An 18,983-nucleotide genomic window follows, 5' to 3' on the forward strand; every position below is an offset into this window, starting at 1 on the left:
GGTTATTCGCCATAAGGTTACCGTTTTCAGAAGAAGAGGTCAACAAGTTTTTGTCGATCTTTGGCAATTTATGGCGCTTTGGTAAACGTTCGCGGTGGCGGCTCCGATTTCCTTCATATTAAAGCACGTGCGTAATTTAGCAGAGGCACGTTTCGCAAAAAGAGCCGCAAGCTCCGGATCGCCGAGCAGAAGGCAAATCTTCCCGGCCCAAGCCCGGAGATCCGCGGGAGGAAGCCGGAAGCCGTCTACGCCGTCTTCGACAAGCCCGGCGAGCCCGCCGGTATCCGCAGCGACGAGAGGGACGCCCGCTCGCATCGCTTCAAGCGCTACGATCCCGAAGGGCTCGTATAGGCTTGGAATGGCGCAGACGTCGGCTTCCGCCAAAAGCAGGGCTTTGGCGGCTTCGTCGGCGAAGCCGGTAAACCGCACGCGGTCCCCGAAGGGAGAGGCCAGCCGGCCGAGGGAAGCCGCCTCCGGTCCCGTTCCGGCGATAACGAGCTCCGTCCCGGGGAACCGGTCCAGGATATAAGGGAGCGCTGCCAGAAGCAGCGGAACGTTCTTCTCGGGCACGAGGCGTCCTAGATATAAAATCCGGCGTTTCGCCAATGGCGATCCTTGCGAATCTCCGGAATCAGCGGCACATGCGGGAACCGGAAGCGGCTCCCGGCTGTTATCGGCCCCCGGAGTGAAAGGAAGCCCGTTCGGAATGACCGTCAGGCCGTTTTTTGTACGGTTGAAAAGCGACGTTACTTCCTCCGCCATGGAATCGCTGCATACGATAAGTTTATCGGCCAGCTCCACGAGACTGCTTTCCGCAGCGTGAATTTTACGGGAGACGGGATCGTCCAGGCGGCCCAGCTTGCGGCCGTGTTCGGTTGCGTGCAGGGTAGCGACAAGCGGCAGGCCGAGAGTCTGTTTGCAGTCGCGGGCAGCGTAATAGACGAGCCAGTCGTGCGCGTGGAGGACATCGAACCGAAGCTCCCGGTGCTCCTCCATCAGACGCTCCACCCGCAAAATCATGGCGATATTCAACCCGAACACCCAGTCGAGAAAAGCGGGGGTTTGGGAGCTTGGCGGCACTTCCACGCGGTGAACGTGTACGCCGTTCATAAGACTGTCCGAGGCTTCATCATTCCGGCGGCATGTGATCACATGCACTTTATGCCCGTCACGGGCCAATTGTGCGGTCAGGTCTCCCACCGAACGCCCGAGTCCCCCTATAAGATGCGGCGGAAATTCCCAGGCCAGCACGAGGACGTGGAGGGCGGCATTTTTTCCGTTCTCCGGAACTGCGGGCGGGCTGTTCGTGGCAGGCGGTTTTACCTGCGGTCTTCCGGCGGGCGGCTTCTCGTTTGCAGCTTTAGGGGGCGCCGCTTGCCCGGACAGAACCGGGGACGAAACTTCGGTGGGCGCCGTGCCCGGCAGAGCTTCGGCAAGCTGCCCGGGAAGGTAAGCTCTCCAGTCCGCCCCGGGAAAGAGCGGAGCGTATTTTTCCATTCTATGAAGCAATTCTAGCTCTCCGGTTGTAAAAGCCGGGGGCTGTCTCGCATCTATATCATCCATTATCGGTATCAATTGATAGAAGTTATTCAGATGTTCCCGAAATCTTCCGGCGGCAAAGCCCGCCATTTCTCCCGATTCGATCATAAACGCCCAATCGCTGCTTTGGGCGAGCATAAGCTCCCGCGCGGCTTGGCGTAAAACTCTGTCGATGAGAGCAGGGTGCGAAAGATTTTCATTTTGCTGCGGGCCCGGACGGGGGACGGAAATTTTGCAGGAATATGGCTCCGAGGCCGTGTCCGGGATCATGTCATATGACGTCCCGAGGGCTTGTTGAGCTTTTTTTGCTGTGGAGTCAGTCCGGGCGGCTTTTGCGGCGGCCCGTTTCATAGCTTCTTCCGCTTCATGCAGAAGCGGATACATCCAGTCGGTGGCCGGATTCAGCCAGACGCTGGCATCGCCTCCCCGTCCCCAGCTGGATAGAACGGGGGCAATGCCTTTCTCGAAAGCGCGGCGCTCTTCATATAGAGAGGGCGTTAGAAACACAGGCTGCTCCTCCGAACTGCGGAGTAAGGAGCCGCTACGAGAATCGCCGGCGGAATGCCGCTGCCGCCGGACACGGTCACCTTCCCGCAGCAGGGTTTCCAGCCAGAGGGGGCCTTCGTGCCACCAGTGCCCGAACAGCTCCAGGTCGAAGGCGCAGACGGAAACCGGCCGGGGCGGCAGCAGGCGCGCCTCCGAGGCAGGAACGGCCTGCGGGCAGGCCCCGCTCTCTTCAGCATAGCTGCCGGAGAAACGGACGGGCTCGGCTTCCGGTGCTGCGTGCGTTTGCCGCGCCGAGTCCGCCGCAGGGTCCGCAGCCGCTGCGCTGCCCGGAGGCGCCGCTGCGCCGAGCGATGCGAGAAAATGCCTCGCATGCACGGCGGCCAGCTCCGACGCGCGGCCGGCGTCGTAAGGGGCTTTGCCTCCGGCTCCGCTTTCGCCAGCGGCAAAGCCCGTTACGCGACAGTACTTGTAGCCTGTCGCGGCGGGAGTACCGTCCGGCAGCACGTACGGCCGGATGTAAGCCTGCTCGGCCGGAGTGCCCCGGCCGAGCTCATAGCCGATATCGCGGTAATATTCGCGATAATCGGGATGGCCGGGATAGCCGCTTTCCCGGCTCCATACAAGAGCCGAGGCTGCGGCATCCCGGGTGAAAACCTGCAGGCCGCCCGGAGTGACGTATGGAGCCGCAGGCCCGCGTACCGTGCCAGCCGCTTTGTCGTCCGGGGAGGCCTCCAGGATCGTAAAGCGCAGCCCCAGCTTACGCAGTATAGGCTCCAGCCAGGATGCATATCCGCATTCCGGCAGCCAAATCCCGGACGGGGCAAAGCCGAAATGCCGCCGGAACTCTGTCACGGCGGTATAAAGCTGCGCATACGCGGCTTCCTCCGTTTTGAACAAAGGGAGGAAAGGGTGAGCGGCGGCGGAGGGAATGAGCTGTATCAGGCTCCGCTCGGCGTACAAACGCAGCCGGGGAATCATTTGGCCGTCCATCACGTCGAATAGATCAAGCATATCCGCATACCTTGCGGCATAACGGGAAGCGAGAGAGGCAGGTCCGGGCTTGTCTGCAAGCCGTTCTATTTCTTTGAATCCGAGCTCGACGCGCCGCTTCAATATTTCCCGCGTACGATTCAGCAGGGCGGGATTCTCCCACATAGACAAAAGCACGGGGCTCACGGACAAGGTCACGGGGGACTGAATGTTATCGGCCAGCAGACGGTCCATGCATTCCACGAAAGGAAGATAGACGTCGCACATCGCTTCATGGAACCAATATTCTTCCAGAGTGAGGCCGCCGTCGGGCCGGTACACGTAAGGCAGATGCGCGTGAAGAACGAGCAGAGCGGGAACGGGCTGGGACGTGCTCACGGCTTTTCTCCTTCCTGTTTGGGCGGCGGATAGATCGTGTAAGTAGAATAGAGGCCGTAATCAAGCGGCAGCAGAGGAAACGGGTCCTGTTTATGCCCGGCGTGCCGTCTTTCCACGTCCGAAAACGCGGGACCACCGCCCGTATATACGGGAACGGACCTCACGAAAGGGAGAAAGGCGCGGTTTGCACTCAGCATTCCCAGCTCTGCCTGCCAAAAGCCCTTCCGGCCCTCTGTGCGGATATAGGCGGAACCGGTATTTTCCGCCGGCGGAGAGGTTCGGACCTCATATACGACAGCCTCGCCGGAGCCTTCGCAATATCCGCTTACGCGGACGTTCAGCAGACATTCACCGGCTCCGGTTCCGTAATCGGCGATCATGGAAGCCAGCCGGGATGAAGCCGACCAGTAAATAAACAGAACCGTCTGCTGCTGAATCATAAGATGCACACTGCCGAGCTTGGGCCGCAGCAGCGGGGGTTGGAATGGACGGGGACCGTGCAGAGTAAATACCTCTCTTCCTTGCCGGACATAAGCCGTATCGTTTGGATTGGTTCTATTGTAGCACAGCGGAAGGAAGCCCCCAATCTTTGAGGGAGGCAGCAGGTGAATACAGGCGGCGCGTGAGGCCCCGCGCTTCCGGATGCCTGCCCGGTCACTGCCGGTTATTTCACCTCCGGTCCGACTTCTTCATGTAGGGGTAGTTTGAGGAAGCCGGCGGGATTCCGTTAAGCGAATCAGTGTGTCGTAACGGTTTGGGGAGTCCCACAGGGCTTGAATGTCTTCCAGGTCGAAACCGGTATAGTTCTCCACCTTTCCCGTGTGGTAATAAACCGAGAATTCACCGGTCTGGCTCTCGAATTTCGCAAAAGCGATCTGCCGAGAAATGATGGGAATAATCGTCATTGCACAGTCCCTCCGATCTGGTTGTAAAAGGGACTCCGGCTTGCTTAAAGCAGTTCCCGGAAGTCCTGTTCCTCTTATTTTATGCGGGGTTTGTTAGTGTTAGAAGCGCGGCCGGCTTGGTCTTCGATAGAGGGAAGCTCCCGGTTCCGCCTGCCAATAACGGAATGGTGCGAGGCCTAATTTGCTAGAAAAAGAGGAATTTTCCTTTGTGCCGGTGAATAGGAATGTTGTAAAATAAAGCATCACATGCAAACGACATGCGTAAATTCACTTCCGCAGGCCGGGAAGGTCTGCAGGACGATCCTTGGGAGGGAAGTATTATGAGTTTTTGCTGCGGTGCAAGTATGATCGGGTCGAAAGGGACCCTTAAACATATACGAACAAGCATTCACAATGTCCCGATTCTTTTCTGTCCGGTCTGCCACCGGATTGAGGTTCATCATCTGATAGAAAACGAGTATGAGCTGCTGGCCGAATACGCGCACGGAGACGGTGCCGCCGAGGTTGATTTCATCGATTATGTGGAAGGCAAGCAGGGACCGGCTATTTATGAGAACTGCGTGAACCACGAGGATGAGGAACCGATGGAAATTGTTCAGAATCAGATCGATATGGGGCTGGATTTGCTTTCGGTCGCCAAGTCTCTGGGAGACGACGCATGGGAGGAACAGCTCAAAAAACGCCTTCAGGTGCTCAGCCGCCGCCGGAGCAAGCTTGTGAAAGGCCGTACGCCTCAAAGCCCGTAAGCTGTGAAGCAAATAACCACACTTATATAATAGATGATAGTCTCATACGAAAAAGGCCGGTCAGAGTGTTCTGACCGGCCTTTTTGTTTTGTGCAAGGCGCTGGGACAGCCGGGTGAGAAGGGGTTTTCATACAGCTTAATTGATAAGTGCAGGAATTATTGGTTAAGAAATTTTCGGTTCAGCCAATGGATACCGGTCGGGGCCGGTTCATCAAGCGGCGCGATTTCTATAACATCGGGGTTCAGATCGAGTCTGAGTTTATTTAAGCCTTCCACGGTTGCGGTGCCTTCCAGCTCGGTCAAGTTGAAGTGAATAAATCCGGCTTGCGGGATTCTTAACAAGGAAGCGGTCTCCACATCGGAGTCAAACCAGCTTACGGTGTACTCTTCTTTGTTGGCTGTGATTCCGGCCGCATAAATTTGAGCCAGATTCAACTCGTATTTCTCTTCGAGTTTCTTTAAATGCTGCGCCGTGAAAGGTTTAGTAAACGTAACCGCAAATTGAACTTTCTCGCTGTCGAAAGAGTTATGCAGCGTACTGGCAGCTTCCTTTTTGAAAGCCTCCAGGGCTTCTTTGGAATTGATAAGCGCATAACTTTTTACTTTGGTTGCGGAAGGTTCTTTTTGATGCGGATATTGTTTGAAGAGGTCGTCAAAACCGGGCGGCAGGCCCAATCGGTTATATTTCATATCCAAGGGCTCCGCATTTGTAAAATTTTCCTTGTGGAGCAGGTCTGCGGGACCGGAAAGATCGTACAGGCTGCCGCCGGGCTGGGAATATCTTTGAAGCGAACTAAGAGAGACGGTGGGATGGTCTTCCAGTAGGTTCAACCAGGCCGTATAGAACGTATACGGTTTATTCTGGGTTAGTGAGGAAGTGTCCAGAACGGAAAGTTTTATCTCCTCCCCGTCCGTATACCCGGCTTTTGTCCGTGTAAATTTGGCTCCCGGCAGGTTGGAGACCATTAATTTGGCGCGGGTGTCTACCGATTCTTGAACCTGCAAACGGAAGGCCGGAAAAAACTGCCGGTAGCGGTCCGTGTTCTGAAACTTGTCAAGCTGTTCGCCGCTCCACCGGACGTCTGCTTTCGTGTACAGCAGCTTCTGTTCGATTTTATAAGACTGAAACTTAGCGGCAGACGGTTTATCCCAGTTTTCGGCTTCTCCGGATGCCGGGGCTGCTGAGGCGGCGAAGGTGCTCCCCGAAACAAGCAGGCTTACGACAGCGGCGGAAACGAGCCATTTTTTGTGAAACATTTTCTTCACTCCTTTCCACCTGATAATACCATTAATTTACTTATGCTGGAATATAATTATGCTTCTTCGGCATTTTTTGAGAAGATGAGGGGTATTCGGCTTTGTTTTCTGAGAAACTCCTGTGAAATTACTTAACTTTTTCGCCGATATTAAAGCTTGTGCTATAATAGCAAAGATTGACCCCCCGAAGAAATTGCTGGAAATCGAATTGTATAAGTGAGGTGGAACAGTGATTCTGGTACTGTTTAAGAAGTTATTCGGCAGCAAACGTCAGTCCAGCCACCACCAAAAAAACGCACCGCAGCCTGAAGAGGTTGTGAAGAAAATACAGCAGGGAGACCTGCGTCTGCGCAATCAGTTTATCTCGGATTACCAGCCGTTTGTCATCAAGGTGGCAAGCCGCTTTTGCAAAAGATATATTGATCCTGCCAGAGACGATGAATTTAGTATTGCTTTAGCCGCGTTTAACGAAGCCATTAATCAGTTCTCCCATGACATGGGGCGTTCGTTTCTCGGTTTTGCCGAGACGGTGATGCGCCGCAGACTGATCGATTATTTGAGGAAGGAGCAGCGGTTTAAGGGACAGATTCCGTACAGTGCGTTTGACCAGGAGGACGAAGAAGATCATTACGTAAATCCCATCGAGATTCATCAAGCGCTGGAACAGTATGAGAAACAGAAGGGCATAGAAGAACGCCGCGGAGAAATTATGGAATTTAACCGCAACCTTGCCGTTTTCTCCATTCAATTTACCGATTTGGTCGATGCCTCTCCCAAGCACGAAGATTCTCGTATCATGCTATTCGGGATCGGTAAGCTCCTCTCCGAAGACCCTGAACTGATGCGTCTTCTGCTTAGCAAAAAGCAGCTTCCTATCAAGGAACTTCTGGGTAAGGTTAGCGTCTCCCGCAAAACGCTGGAACGTAACCGAAAGTATTTGATTGCCATAGCGCTCATACACACCGGCTCCTATCCATATCTCAAAGAATATCTGCATATTAAAGAGCAATCAAAGCAAACTTTCCAGGAAAGAAGAGAGGCATATGAGTAAAGGCATCGTCATGGAGCTGAAGGGAAACAGCATCATTGTCATGACGGAGGAGGGGCGTTTCGAGCGCATTTCCAATAAAGGGCGCAACTGCCAAGTCGGACAAGAAATCCGTTACAAATCGGCAGTGGGATTCGGACGTTCTCAGATCCTGGTTCTGACATCCGGGCTTGCGGCTGCCGCGATTATTTGTTTTGTCTTCATCGGCGGCTTATTAAACATGGGCACCCAGGTAAAGGTGGCGGCTTACGTGACGATGGACGTCAACCCGAGCGTAGAGCTTGCGCTCGACGACGCGGAAATCGTACGGGAAGTCAGAGGGCTCAATCAGGACGGCGCCCAGATGGCCAAGGCGCTTCATGTGGAGGGCAAGCCTCTGACCCAGGCGGCATCCGTCATTCTGGATTGGCTCGATCAGGGCCCGCTCGCTAAAGGCGAAGGGGATATTATCATTTCGAGTACGGTTGTAGGCAACGAACGCAAGGTGAGCGACGTTCTGCTGGCCGACAAAATGGAGAAGCAGGTAACGGACCACCTGCTCGCCAACCATGCCGATATGAGCAAATATGCGGTAGCGGCTTTCGCCGCGCCTCCGGAGCTGCGCAAGGAAGCGAGCACGCATCAGCTGTCCACGGGCAAGTACGCGATTTATTTGAACGCCAAAAGTATGGGAACGGAGATCAGCCTTGATCAGCTGCGCGAAATGTCCGTTTACACCCTGGCGAAGCAGATGGGCGGAATGGGTAAGCTGTACAACCGCACGCAGCCTATCAACAAAGACAATCTTACAAATTGGCTGGCTATGGAAAAGGAAGGCTCCTGGAACAAGGATAACGTGGCTCTTCCCGGCGAAGAAGAGAAGAATCAGCCGGTTCCCTCCGAGACGCCGGTTCCTACACCGACGCCCACGCCTCCAAACAATTCTGCAGGAAACACGGCGAATACGGGCGGCAAGACCCCCGCAGCCAAAACGACGCCTACACCTACTCCGACCCCGAAGAAGGAGAATACCTATACGGGCAGCGGCAATGCGGATAACGCGCGGGAAGAATGGCTTCGTCAAAAGGTGGAGCGGGAATATAAGCGGGCTCAGGAAGAGCTGAAGAGGAAACAGGCGGAACAGAAGGAAAAGGAAGAAAAAGAAAGAAAAGCACGGGAGAAAGAACGCGAGAAGCAGAAAGAAAAAGAAAAGAAAGACAAGGAACACGAGAAAGACGACGACAGGGATGACCGCGATTCCTGGAAGAACGGACATTCTTTCCGGATTCAATTCAAAGACGGGCAGGCTTATTATACGATCGGCTGAGCGGATGCCCGTTTCATTGCCTGAACGAGCACACAGTCGGACTGAAACAGGCCCAATAGGAGAAGATAACCCCGCTGCCCGCGGGGTTATTTGGCTCTTGCCTCCGGACAGGCAGTAAAATCGGCCGACGGCGGGCGCGCCGTGTTTAAGGCGGGATCTTACATTTTCCTCTCTTTACGCTCCAAATCGTATCGTAATTTTAAACTTCCTATGTTACAATGAGTGAGATTCCGATAATTAACAAAATCGCGAGGAAATGTAAGATAATGACGAAAAAACCTTGATTTTTGACGAAAAGTGTCGTCGTGCCGGGTACACAACCCCACGCATAATCTAGGAGGAGTCACATGCCGGATATCCGAACGATGTACCTGCAAGTTTTGCAAGTATTGATGCAAAGCGGACCGGAAGAAGCCCGCTCTTATTCCAGCACTCTCAAGCCGTTTATCTCCGCTATGCTGCCGGAAGAGGTGACTCTTCTGCATGATAGATGCATGCGGGAGTTAATCCTCCCTGCCGGACCTGAAGATGCTGTGCTGTATTATCAGCAATCGTTCCAAATTCTTAGTGAAGTGATCTCCTTTTGTGCGCCGCCATTCGGGCAGGCCGTTAAAGATTCGTCAAGAGGCTTTACCGGCAAATTGATGCAGGACTCTTCGTTCCAGTCGGCCAACAGCAAGTATGAGAACGTGCTCCAGCATATGGACAGCGGAATAGCGTTGTTCGACCAGGAGGGCTTTCTTTCGTTTGCCAACGTAAAGCTGGGTCAGTTTCTGGGACTGCCCCGCAAAAGCATGATCGGGAGGACATTCTACGAGCTGGTCCGGCTGCGTAAACTGTCGAGAGGGATGCGCAAGCTTCTGATCAAGCTCCACCGTGAGATGTTCGTGTACAGACTCCCCTTTCAGGAAGTGATTGACGAGAAGGGCCAGCACTTTCTGGTGACGGCCAAGTACGATGAAGAGCTGGACGGAGACATTCTCATTTCCGTCAAGGACGTGACCGACTTCAAGCGGATCGAGCAATCCGTCTATTATAACGACAAGCTGGCTATGCTGGGCAAAATCGCGGCTTCCATCGCTCACGAAATCCGCAATCCGCTTACGTCGATCCGCGGGTTTATTCAGCTTTTGCAGCCGGAGCTGCTCCGCCTGGGCAAACAGGATTACGCGGATATTATTTTAAGTGAAATCGACCGGGCCAACGATATTATTTTTGAATTTTTAAATTCGTCCAAGCCGACGGCTCCCGTGAAGCAGAAGATTCAGATCGCTTCGCTTATCAAGGAAGTCGTGCTGCTGTTCGAGAGCGAGGCTTTGTTAAAAGGCTGCGATATCCAGTTGAGCGAATCGGACCCGAATTTGTACGTATGGGTAGATGTGAAGCAGATCAAGCAGGTACTGCTCAACATCGTTAAAAATGCCATAGAAGTGATGTCCGACGGACAGAAAGAGCATGGGCTTATTCGCATCCGGACCATTAAAGTGGATCATCAGGTATGGATTTACATAGAGGACAACGGAAGAGGGATGGATCAGAAAACGCTTTCAAAGCTGTTCGACCCTTTCTTCACGACGAAAGAAGACGGGACCGGCCTTGGACTCTCCGTCTGCTACCGTATCATCAAAAACCATGGCGGTGTCATTCATGTGGAAAGCGAGGTTGGAGAGGGGACAAGCTTCCGGATCCAGCTCCCTTTAAACTGAAGCCCCCGTGTATTACAATAGAAAAGAATATCCCTATGCTCCCCGCTGACGATAGTTGCAGGTAAACTCGCCGGCCTGAGGGAGTTTTGCCTATTTAGAACGGGAATACTGCACACGCGGACCGAAGGGAAACAATTGCTTCGGGAGGCATGAGAGGAGCTGAATTTTTGATGAGAGCGGACTATACGACAAATACGAAAATTACTATCGCGGAAAACGGAGGATGGGCCTCGGCGGATGCGGATGCCCTGCTGTTCTTCACGACTGAGGGGGACCGGCGGAGCCTGCCGGATTTGCCGCAGGAGCTTCTGGCCGAGCTTGAACGGCTGAAGCGGGCCGGACGCTTTCAAGGAAGCGCCGGCGAAGTCACCGTGCTTCCGGCTTATGGCCGCCTGGCTGCGCCGTATGTGATCGCAGCCGGTCTCGGTGCGGCGCCGGCGGGACGCGACACGCTGCGGCTGGCGGCCGTTCAAGCGGCCCGGGAGGCGCAGCGGCTCGGACTGGGCCGCCTGGCTGTGCTGCTGCCGGAGGGGGCCTTCCCGGCCGAGCCTCCGCGCGGCGGGACATATGCCGCTCCGCTTGCCGCGCAGGCGGCAGGAGGAGCCGGTGCCACGGGAGGCGCTGCGGTGAAGGCCGCAAGTGTGGACGGCATCCAAGCGGAGCTCCCAGGCACGAGCGGTGCGGTGGATGCACGGACATCGCCTGCCCCGCAGAGCACGAGCGCGGCAGGCTCACGGCCTGCCGGTGCGGCGTCTTCCGCCTTGGCGGTGTTCACCGTGGCGGAAGGGCTGCTGCTCGGCGCGTACCGCATCGCGACGTACGCGCGGGAGGCGAAGCCGCGGCAGGAACTGGCCGCGGCGCAGTTGTTCGTTCAGCGCGTCCCGCTGAACGTGGAAGAGCTGCGGGCGGCGGTCGGCGCCGCCGAAGCGTATGCGGTCGCGACGAACTATGCGCGCGACCTGACGAACCTGCCCGGCAATCTGCTGCTTCCTTCCGATCTTGCGGAAGAAGCGGAGAAGCTGGCCGGGCAGTTCGGAATCGCCTGCGAGGTGCTGGATGAGCAGGCGATTGTGGAGCGCGGCATGGGAGCGCTCGCGGCCGTGGGCCTCGGCAGCGCGAATCCGCCGCGCATGATCACGCTGAGCTATGACGGTGATCCGTCGTCGGACGAGGTGCTGGGGCTTGTCGGCAAAGGCGTCACCTTTGACACCGGCGGTATTTCCATCAAGCCGGCGGGCGGAATGGAAGAGATGATCAGCGACATGGGCGGAGCCGCGGTGCTGCTCGGGCTGCTGATTGTGGTGGGCCGGCTGAAGCCGCGCATCAACCTGCGGATTGTCATACCGGCCGCCGAGAATATGCCTTCCGGAACGGCAATGCGTCCGGGCGATATTATTACGACTTTAAGCGGACGGACAGTTGAAGTGCTGAACACGGACGCGGAAGGGCGTCTTATCCTTGCGGATGGTGTCACGTACGCGATTGAGAAAGGGGCGACCCGTCTGATCGACATCGCTACGCTGACGGGCGCGGTTCTCGTCTCTTTCGCCGATGTCGCTACCGGTGCCCAGACGAACGATGACGCCTTCCTGGCTTCCGTTCTTCAAGCTTCCATACAAGCGGGTGAAAAGGTGTGGCAGCTGCCGAACTTCCCCGAATACCGGGAAATGCTGCGCAGCTCGGTCGCCGATATTAAAAACGCCGCGGCCCATAAATGGGCGGGAGCGATCATGGGCGGCTCGTTTATCGAGGCATTTACCGAAAACAAGCCGTGGATCCATCTGGATACGGGCGGTACGGCATGGCTTTGGGGTGACCGCGGAGTCGATCCGAAGGGCGGCACCGGAGCTATGGTGCGTACGCTGGCCGAATATATTTGCCGGGGCCTATAAAAGTTGTTTCACGGATAGAACGGATAAGTTTTATCGGTCTGCCCTGCCCGTGCGTATCCTTTAAAATAAAAGCCCCGATCCTTGAAGAAGGATCGGGGCTTTGCGTTTATTTTATAAGGGAAGGTGCCTTTGCTCGTTTATCGAGCTCTTACAGACGGCGGGAACGGTCGATGTCATCGGCAGTGCCGTTGTAAGGCAGGCCCGAATTGACGTCGTACGCCGGGGTATCCGTATCGCGGAATACCTGATCGTCGTAAGTCGATGCGTTCAGGGAACGGTTCGTGCGGAACGTGTCGTAGACGTGAGCGTCGCGTTCGGCATCGGAATCGACAAGAACGAGGATTTTGCCTTCGTTCACATAGCTGTCGTACTGCTGGGCTTCATCCTCCGGGATGCCCATGCCTACCAGGCCGCCCACCAGACCGCCTGCGCCCGCTCCGACAGCGGCGCCCGTCAATGTAGCGGCGATCGGTCCCGCCGCGATGAATGGGCCTACGCCCGGAATGGCCAGCGCGCCGATACCGGCCAGCAGGCCGGTCACACCACCGAGAACGCCTCCCGTAGCTGCGCCCGTTGCGACGCCTTCCGGCGCTTTCGTGCCGGTTTCATTTAAAATATCGGCTGAATCTTGTTTATCTTTAGCAATTACGGAGATATCATCGGCATGGAAACCTTGCTGTTTAAGACCATCGATCGCTTGAATAGCTTCTCTTTCAGTATCAAAAACACCAACAATTTTCTTATCCATTTTGAACTACCTCCTCAGGTTTAGTGCCTGTTTCTTCATTTCGTTTAGCTTTGTTCCGGTTACAGCATATCCTTACCCCGCAGATGCCGTCCGTAAACGGGTTGAAGACAACTTACGGACGTTTCCAAATATTAACGGGTCTCCTTGAATAGCAGAAGAGGGGGGCGCACACGGCGTTTTTTTACGGAAGCATAAGTTGAAATGTAAAAAAGATTTGACATTACTGCCTCTTCTTTTATAATGATAGATGTAAAAAGTATTTGACATTTCAAGTGTAGTATTAGGGGCGATCGGCAGCCATGCATGCACCGGGAGGAGAAGACTATGAAATTTAAAATGCGCAAAGCGGATGAAATGGAACGCTACCAGACGGACAAGTCGGCGAAGATTGCCTTTGTTTTTTATACGGCGGCTCTGCTTGCCTGGGGGCTCTATAATTTTATCAGCACGGGGAAGACGGGATGGGAGTTTACGATTCTGCTTATAGGCAATGCGGTGTTTCTATGGTCCCGTGTGGTGTACGGACGGAAGATGCAGTAAGGATTGTAAGGGACGGCAATCTAAATCCTTTGGAGGGGAAGCCGGAAGAAAGGACGAGTCCACTTCGGCCCCGAGGGTTTCTTTTTTGCGTTCTTGCTCGGGGGAGGATTTTTTCTCTTCTGCAGCGAAAAGTACTGCATACCCTATCTGGGATGCTGCATATCCGTACCGAGGAGGAATATAAAGGATGAAACGTTCTTTTTGGAAAAAAGGCGCATTGTCCGCTGGAACGGCCTTAATGCTTGTGATGGCTGCATCGCCTGCGGGCGCTCACTGGCTTTACGAGGATATTGACGGCGTTGCCTGGGCGCAGGACAGCTTAATCAGCACGTCCCAAATGCACGTGATCGACGGGGTGTCCGATAAAATTTTCGATCCCGGTGCGAAGGTAACGGGCGTTCAGTTCGTCAAGATGGCCGTGATGGCGGGCGATCCGTCTTATAAACCGGATCTCACCGGCTACGCAGCCTGGTACGGAGCTTATTTGGATCAAGCGAAGACGAAGATGGGCCTTGTGGACGAAGCTTTCGAGAAGAACATGCTCGATCCCGCTTCCCGCCTTGAAATCGTGCGTGTGGTGAGCAAGCTCATTCAGCCGGAATGGAGGTTTAAATCGGTTCCGGATGAAGATGCCGTGGCGCTTTGCGTTAAGGAGGGCATCCTGCAGGGCCGTGCCGAAGGCGATCTGGCCTTGGAGGCTCCGGTTACCCGTGCGGAAGCGGCGGTTCTGATCGACCGCGTCATGGATAAAACGGGCAAGTACGGCAAACGGTTCGACAAACCGGTGGTCGGGGTGGAAGACGGGGCGTTCGTACTGAACGGACTGCGTCTCAAACAGAAGGCCGGTGACGTTACAGCTATACTCGGAACTCCGTTTCTGAGGGGAGAGGATGAGCTGGACGGGGATATCGGGGATGAATATAAGAACTTCTACATCACGTATTATGAAGGCAAGACATCCAAAATTATGTATAAAGCGATAGACGAGAAGCTTCAGTCGGGCGATGTCGAGCTGCCGGGCGCGGCCGTTTTCAAAGGCTTTGACACTACTTACTATTACTTGGAGCAATCGGAGCAGATCCTGATGGTGAAAGATCAGAACACTTATCTGGGTTACGCGGACGGAAATTTTTATTTCCACGTCGATAACGGCGGCATCCGGCCGTATAACGAGGCAGCGGGCAAGCTGCACGATTTGTTCGAAAAGCATCAAAATCAATAAGACCGGACAGCCGCCGTTTGTTATAACGAGGCCGGTTGCTCGGTCAAGAAATTACGGATCGGGGATACCCTCGGGCTTTTTTTGTGGTTCCGTTCGAAGGAATCAACGATCAAGGACGGAAATTTTCTGCATGATCGATAGTTTATGGAGATGGAGGCTAAACATTTGACTGCCTTTTGTCGATATTAGAAGAGGTGATTCCAACAAATGGGTAAATCGCCAGCCGAGCGTTAATGAACGCTTGATCGGAAGTTACCGTTTCTGCCGGGCGAACGCCATTGACCTAAAAGGGGGATCATATTTTCCAGGTACCGACAAGGACGTCGAAATTAAGTTCGGGTTCGGCACGAAAAGAAGGTCAGCTTTTTGAACAGCTGAGGAAGGACGGCTTGTCTAAGCAGGTTTCCGGATGGCTGTCCAACAAGAACAAAGACTAGGAGATGAAATGATGCGGGCAATGAGGATTTTGGCTTTATTCCTTACCTTGACTCTGGTAACGGGCAGCTTCGGCGCGATGAGCGCGATGGCCGCGGAAGTGACCAGCCTGGTGCTGAACAAAAACGAACTTTCACTGGAAGTAGGCGGCACCGCTTCCCTTACGGCAACCGCGGTTTACGACAGCGGCGCAACCGAGAATGTTACGGTTAAAACCGACTGGACCTCCGGTTCCCCGGACATCGCATCGGTGTATGCGGGATCGGTTACGGCGAAGAAAGAAGGCAAAGCCGTCATTACGGCCACTCATAAAGGGAAAACGGTTATCGTCAACGTGACGGTAAGCAAGCATGTCCGTTCTCTCATTAAAGACGTACAAACGATTGATTTGCGCAAAGGCAAATCCGAACAAATCAAACTTACCGCCTACTATGACGACGGTACAAACGAAGACGTGACGAAAAAGGCCGAATGGAACATCGACAACGGTTCCGTGGCAACGGTAGTCAACGGTCTCGTTACGGGTCAAAGCTCGGGTACGGCGATCGTATCCGCAAAATATAACAACCAGACCGTTTCCGTACCGGTCAGCATCGAAATCGCGAAACGGGTAGATCCCGATAAATCGCAGATCTCCATGCTTCTGAAAGATTCGGAAGCGATCACCCTGATCGCGACTTATCCCGACGGCACTTCCGAGGATGTCTCGGACATCGCCGAGTGGGAATCCGACAACCCGGATGTGGCGGATGTCTTGAAAGGAAAAGTAACCGGATACGGTCCGGGTAAGGCTGTGATCAAGGCAAGCTACGGCACGAAGTCCGCTGTTATCAAGGTAGACGTGGACAATGCCATCAAGCTGGATCTGGGCAAGGAAACGGTTCTGCTGAAGAAAAACGGCTCGGAGCAGCTGACCCTGAAAGCGACTTATGCCGACGGAAGCTCCGATGATATTACAGCCCGCGCGGACTGGACTTCCAGCAACGAGAATATCGTCAGCGTCGTCAAAGGCAAGCTCTTCGCGAATGCTACGGGCGAAGTGACGGTTACGGCCAAATACGGCACGAAAACCGTATCGGTCGTCGTAGACGTGGATGTTCCGAAGCGTCTGGAAGCCGAGAAGGAGCCGTTGTTCCTGCAAACCGGCAAAGAGGAGCAGATCGTCCTGTGGGCGACCTATGCCGACGATACGAAGGAAGACGTGGCGGACGAAGCCAAATGGTCGGTCGACAACGAAGCGGTTGTCAGCGTGACGGACGGCAAAGTAACCGCACGTAAAGCCGGTGAAGCCAACGTAACCGCGACTTACGGCGGCAAAACCGTCACTGTTAAAGTGTCGGTCGATATTCCGAACACGATCAAAGCAAGCACGAAGACCGTTAACTTCCAAGTAGGCAGCTACGAGAAGGTAACGCTGAACGCCATCTACAGCGACGGCAAGGTGGAAGATGTAACGGATAAAGCCGACTGGACTTCCAGCGCCGCGGACATCGCGGAAGTACGCAAAGGCGTGATTACCGGCGTAGGCACAGGTGCCGCGACGGTGACGGCGAAATACGGGACGAGAACGGCTGTCGTTCAAGTGTCCGTAGGGGTTCTGAAAACGTTGACCACCGGCAGCAAGACTACTATTTCCTTGAAAAAAGCCGGTACCCAAGTGCTGGACCTGACGGCAACGTATACGGACGGCACGAAAGAAGATGTGACGAAAGAAGCGGCCTGGACGAGTTCCAATGAGAAGGCGGCGACCGTAGATGCCGGTCTGGTTACGGCTGTCGCTTCCGGCGAAACGACCGTTACGGCCACATTCAATAACAAGACGGTCACGTTCAAAATTCAAGTCGATATGGCGGACAAGCTGACGGCGAACCCGTCGTTCCTGAATTTCGATCTTGGCGAGAACAAGCTGATCACTCTTACGAGCACGGATGGCAGCGGAACGCCTAAAGACGTGACGAAAGAAGCCGAATGGACGTCCAGCAGCGCGGCAGTAGCCACGGTGGATAACGGCCTCGTGACTCCGGTTTCCCGCGGCAAAGCGACGATCACCGCGAAGTACGGCGGCAAGACGGTTACGATTCCGGTCGAAATCGGCGTTGTGTCTTCCCTTGAAGTGGACAAGCGCTTCGTGTCGACCAAATCCGGATCGAGCGTCCAAATCAAGGTGACGGCTACTCTGTCGGACGGCAGCAAGAAAGACGTCACTTCGAGCGTTCTCTGGAAGTCCAGCAACTACAAAATTGCGGATGTGAACGCAGGCAAAATAACGGGCGTCAGCGCGGGAACCACGACAGTCTCCGCAACGTTCGGCGGCAAAAGCATTTCGATTCCTGTCGATGTCGACAAATTGAAATATTTGCAAACCGACAAAGTTACCATCGAACTGAAAGCGGGCGCTACGGCGAAAGTGAAGGCCACGGCAACGTTTGAGGATCTGTCCGAGCAGGACGCATCGGTCCAGGCGTTGTGGAAATCTTCCAACATCCGCGTAGCGGACGTGAAAGATGGCGTCATCCGGGCAACCGGCAAAGGCAAAGCCACGATTACCGTGACGTATGCGAAGAAATCGACTAAAGTTTACGTAACGGTTAACTAATAGCATGTAGACAAAAAGGACCAGCAGCCGCGGGTCCTTTTTTGTCATGTTCCCCGCAAGGTGGCTGGGTAAATTTATAAGGGGATTTATGAGCCGGCGGAGCAAATAAAGCTGGACCGTCAGAACGTACAGGCGACTTTAAATATGCCTTCCTGACAGGTATAAGAAAAAAAAATCATGTTTTTCCCTGCCACACCGGAGAGCCTGGTCTTTCTTAGTCCGCACCGCCCTAAGTGAGATTACCCACGAGGAAGTTCCGCGCCTTCTCCGGGTGAAGCTGCGATGCCCTACGGGCCTTTCGCCGGGCGAGTCAAGTCAGCAGATGTCCGCCTTCGACATGGAGGACGGTGCCCGTTACGAAGCTGTTGCGGAGCAGATACATCACGCTCTCGGCCACGTCCCGGGACCGGCCGACCCGTTTGGCCGGCAATCTGGCGGCCACGGATTCGTAGAAAGCGCTGCGCGCCGCGTCATCCATGCCGGCACGGGAAGGCGTATCAATGATGCCGGGCGAGACGACATTGACCCGCAGGGGAGCCAGTTCCAGGGCGAGGGTCTGGCCGAGCGATGCGACGGCGGCATTTACGGCACTGAGGCTCGCGGAGCCGGCCATCGGCTTGAAGGCGACCAGGCCGGAAAAGAGGGTGATGGAGCCGCCTTCCGTCACGAGAGGAGCGGCATGCTTCGCCGCATGGTACTGCCCCCAGAATTTGCTGTCAAACAGCTGCCGGGCTTTTGGCGTTCCGGCGGCAAGGAAGGGGCCGGACCAAGTCTGCGCCGCCGTGACGACCAGATGATCCAGGCGCTTGACGTCGCGCGTCATGAATTCCGTCACGGCCTGCTCGTCGGCCATATCCAGCTCGAAGGCCGTGACGGAAGAGCCGAGCGCATTGCGGGCTTGGCGGAGTTTGTTCGCCGATCGGCTGGCGATCACAACCTCGGCCCCCTGCTCCAGGGCCAAAGCAGCGGTCTCCAGCCCGATTCCGGAACTGCCTCCGATAATTACGATTTTTTTGCCTGCGAGTGTCATTTTAAACTTCCTCCTCAATTTGATTTCGTCATGATGGACTGTACTGGCGTAACTGGGAAACCAAGGTTCACAACAGGACGGCCGGTGTTGATTATTGTAATTCCAATAGTTCATTTAAGAAAGTAGTGATATTAAATT

Annotated in this window: 14 protein-coding genes; 8 read left to right on the plus strand and 6 right to left on the minus strand. The window is 54.8% G+C overall.

What is annotated here, in order from left to right; genetic code table 11:
- Window positions 1-39: 39 nt before the first annotated feature.
- The 3 genes from C4S74_RS05605 to C4S74_RS05615 form a co-directional block, all read right to left on the minus strand.
- Complete coding sequence (locus C4S74_RS05605) at window positions 40-3,414, minus strand: 1,4-alpha-glucan branching protein domain-containing protein (protein ID WP_103994373.1); 3,375 nt, start codon at window positions 3,412-3,414, stop codon at window positions 40-42.
- Window positions 3,411-3,854, minus strand: a complete 444-nt coding sequence (locus tag C4S74_RS05610; RefSeq protein ID WP_103994374.1) for a DUF4912 domain-containing protein — start codon at window positions 3,852-3,854, stop codon at window positions 3,411-3,413. The genes C4S74_RS05605 and C4S74_RS05610 overlap by 4 nt, the downstream gene beginning before the upstream one ends.
- Before the next feature lie 249 nt (window positions 3,855-4,103).
- Window positions 4,104-4,319: a hypothetical protein gene (locus C4S74_RS05615; protein ID WP_103994375.1), complete on the minus strand. Its 216-nt coding sequence runs from the start codon at window positions 4,317-4,319 to the stop codon at window positions 4,104-4,106.
- 320 nt (window positions 4,320-4,639) lie between these two features.
- Here C4S74_RS05615 and C4S74_RS05620 point away from each other — a divergent pair, with 320 nt between their 5' ends.
- Window positions 4,640-5,065, plus strand: coding sequence for a hypothetical protein (locus C4S74_RS05620; RefSeq protein WP_103994376.1), 426 nt, complete (start codon window positions 4,640-4,642; stop codon window positions 5,063-5,065).
- A 156-nt stretch (window positions 5,066-5,221) separates the two neighbouring features.
- Here C4S74_RS05620 and C4S74_RS05625 read toward each other — a convergent pair whose 3' ends face one another.
- Window positions 5,222-6,322, minus strand: coding sequence for a hypothetical protein (locus C4S74_RS05625; RefSeq protein WP_103994377.1), 1,101 nt, complete (start codon window positions 6,320-6,322; stop codon window positions 5,222-5,224).
- 229 nt (window positions 6,323-6,551) lie between these two features.
- Between C4S74_RS05625 and sigI the strand changes: the two genes are divergently transcribed.
- From sigI to C4S74_RS05645, 4 genes are all read left to right on the plus strand, one after another.
- A complete protein-coding gene (gene sigI, locus C4S74_RS05630) occupies window positions 6,552-7,373 on the plus strand; it encodes an RNA polymerase sigma factor SigI (protein WP_103994378.1) in 822 nt (273 codons plus the stop codon).
- Window positions 7,366-8,676 (plus strand): anti-sigma factor domain-containing protein, encoded by a 1,311-nt coding sequence (locus tag C4S74_RS05635; RefSeq protein WP_103994379.1) that lies wholly within the window; start codon window positions 7,366-7,368, stop codon window positions 8,674-8,676. The genes sigI and C4S74_RS05635 overlap by 8 nt, the downstream gene beginning before the upstream one ends.
- Window positions 8,677-9,023: 347 nt before the next feature.
- Window positions 9,024-10,382, plus strand: a complete 1,359-nt coding sequence (locus C4S74_RS05640) for an ATP-binding protein (RefSeq protein WP_103994380.1) — start codon at window positions 9,024-9,026, stop codon at window positions 10,380-10,382.
- Window positions 10,383-10,552: 170 nt separating this feature from the next.
- Window positions 10,553-12,274 carry a leucyl aminopeptidase gene (locus C4S74_RS05645; RefSeq protein WP_103994381.1) on the plus strand — a complete coding sequence of 574 codons (1,722 nt, stop codon included), beginning with the start codon at window positions 10,553-10,555 and terminating at the stop codon, window positions 12,272-12,274.
- 148 nt (window positions 12,275-12,422) lie between these two features.
- On the opposite strand, the gene C4S74_RS05650 is transcribed toward C4S74_RS05645, so the two are convergent.
- Window positions 12,423-13,022: a general stress protein gene (locus C4S74_RS05650; protein WP_103994382.1), complete on the minus strand. Its 600-nt coding sequence runs from the start codon at window positions 13,020-13,022 to the stop codon at window positions 12,423-12,425.
- Between the two features lie 324 nt (window positions 13,023-13,346).
- On the opposite strand from C4S74_RS05650, the gene C4S74_RS05655 reads away from it, so the two are divergent.
- The 3 genes from C4S74_RS05655 to C4S74_RS05665 all read left to right on the plus strand — a co-directional run bounded on the left by C4S74_RS05655 (window position 13,347) and on the right by C4S74_RS05665 (window position 17,815).
- The gene (locus C4S74_RS05655) at window positions 13,347-13,562 is read left to right on the plus strand and encodes a hypothetical protein (RefSeq protein ID WP_258042398.1); all 216 of its coding nucleotides are present in this window, start codon (window positions 13,347-13,349) and stop codon (window positions 13,560-13,562) included.
- Window positions 13,563-13,749: 187 nt separating this feature from the next.
- Window positions 13,750-14,784, plus strand: coding sequence for an S-layer homology domain-containing protein (locus C4S74_RS05660; protein ID WP_103994383.1), 1,035 nt, complete (start codon window positions 13,750-13,752; stop codon window positions 14,782-14,784).
- A 445-nt stretch (window positions 14,785-15,229) separates the two neighbouring features.
- A complete protein-coding gene (locus C4S74_RS05665) occupies window positions 15,230-17,815 on the plus strand; it encodes an Ig-like domain-containing protein (protein ID WP_103994384.1) in 2,586 nt (861 codons plus the stop codon).
- 310 nt (window positions 17,816-18,125) lie between these two features.
- Here the strand turns inward: C4S74_RS05665 and C4S74_RS05670 are convergent, their stop codons facing one another.
- On the minus strand, window positions 18,126-18,845 hold the full coding sequence (locus C4S74_RS05670) for an SDR family oxidoreductase (protein WP_103994385.1): 720 nt from the start codon (window positions 18,843-18,845) through the stop codon (window positions 18,126-18,128).
- Between the last annotated feature and the right edge of the window lie 138 nt (window positions 18,846-18,983).

It is taken from the genome of Paenibacillus sp. UNC499MF, from assembly GCF_900107975.1.
Taxonomy (GTDB): Bacteria; Bacillota; Bacilli; order Paenibacillales; family NBRC-103111; genus Paenibacillus_F.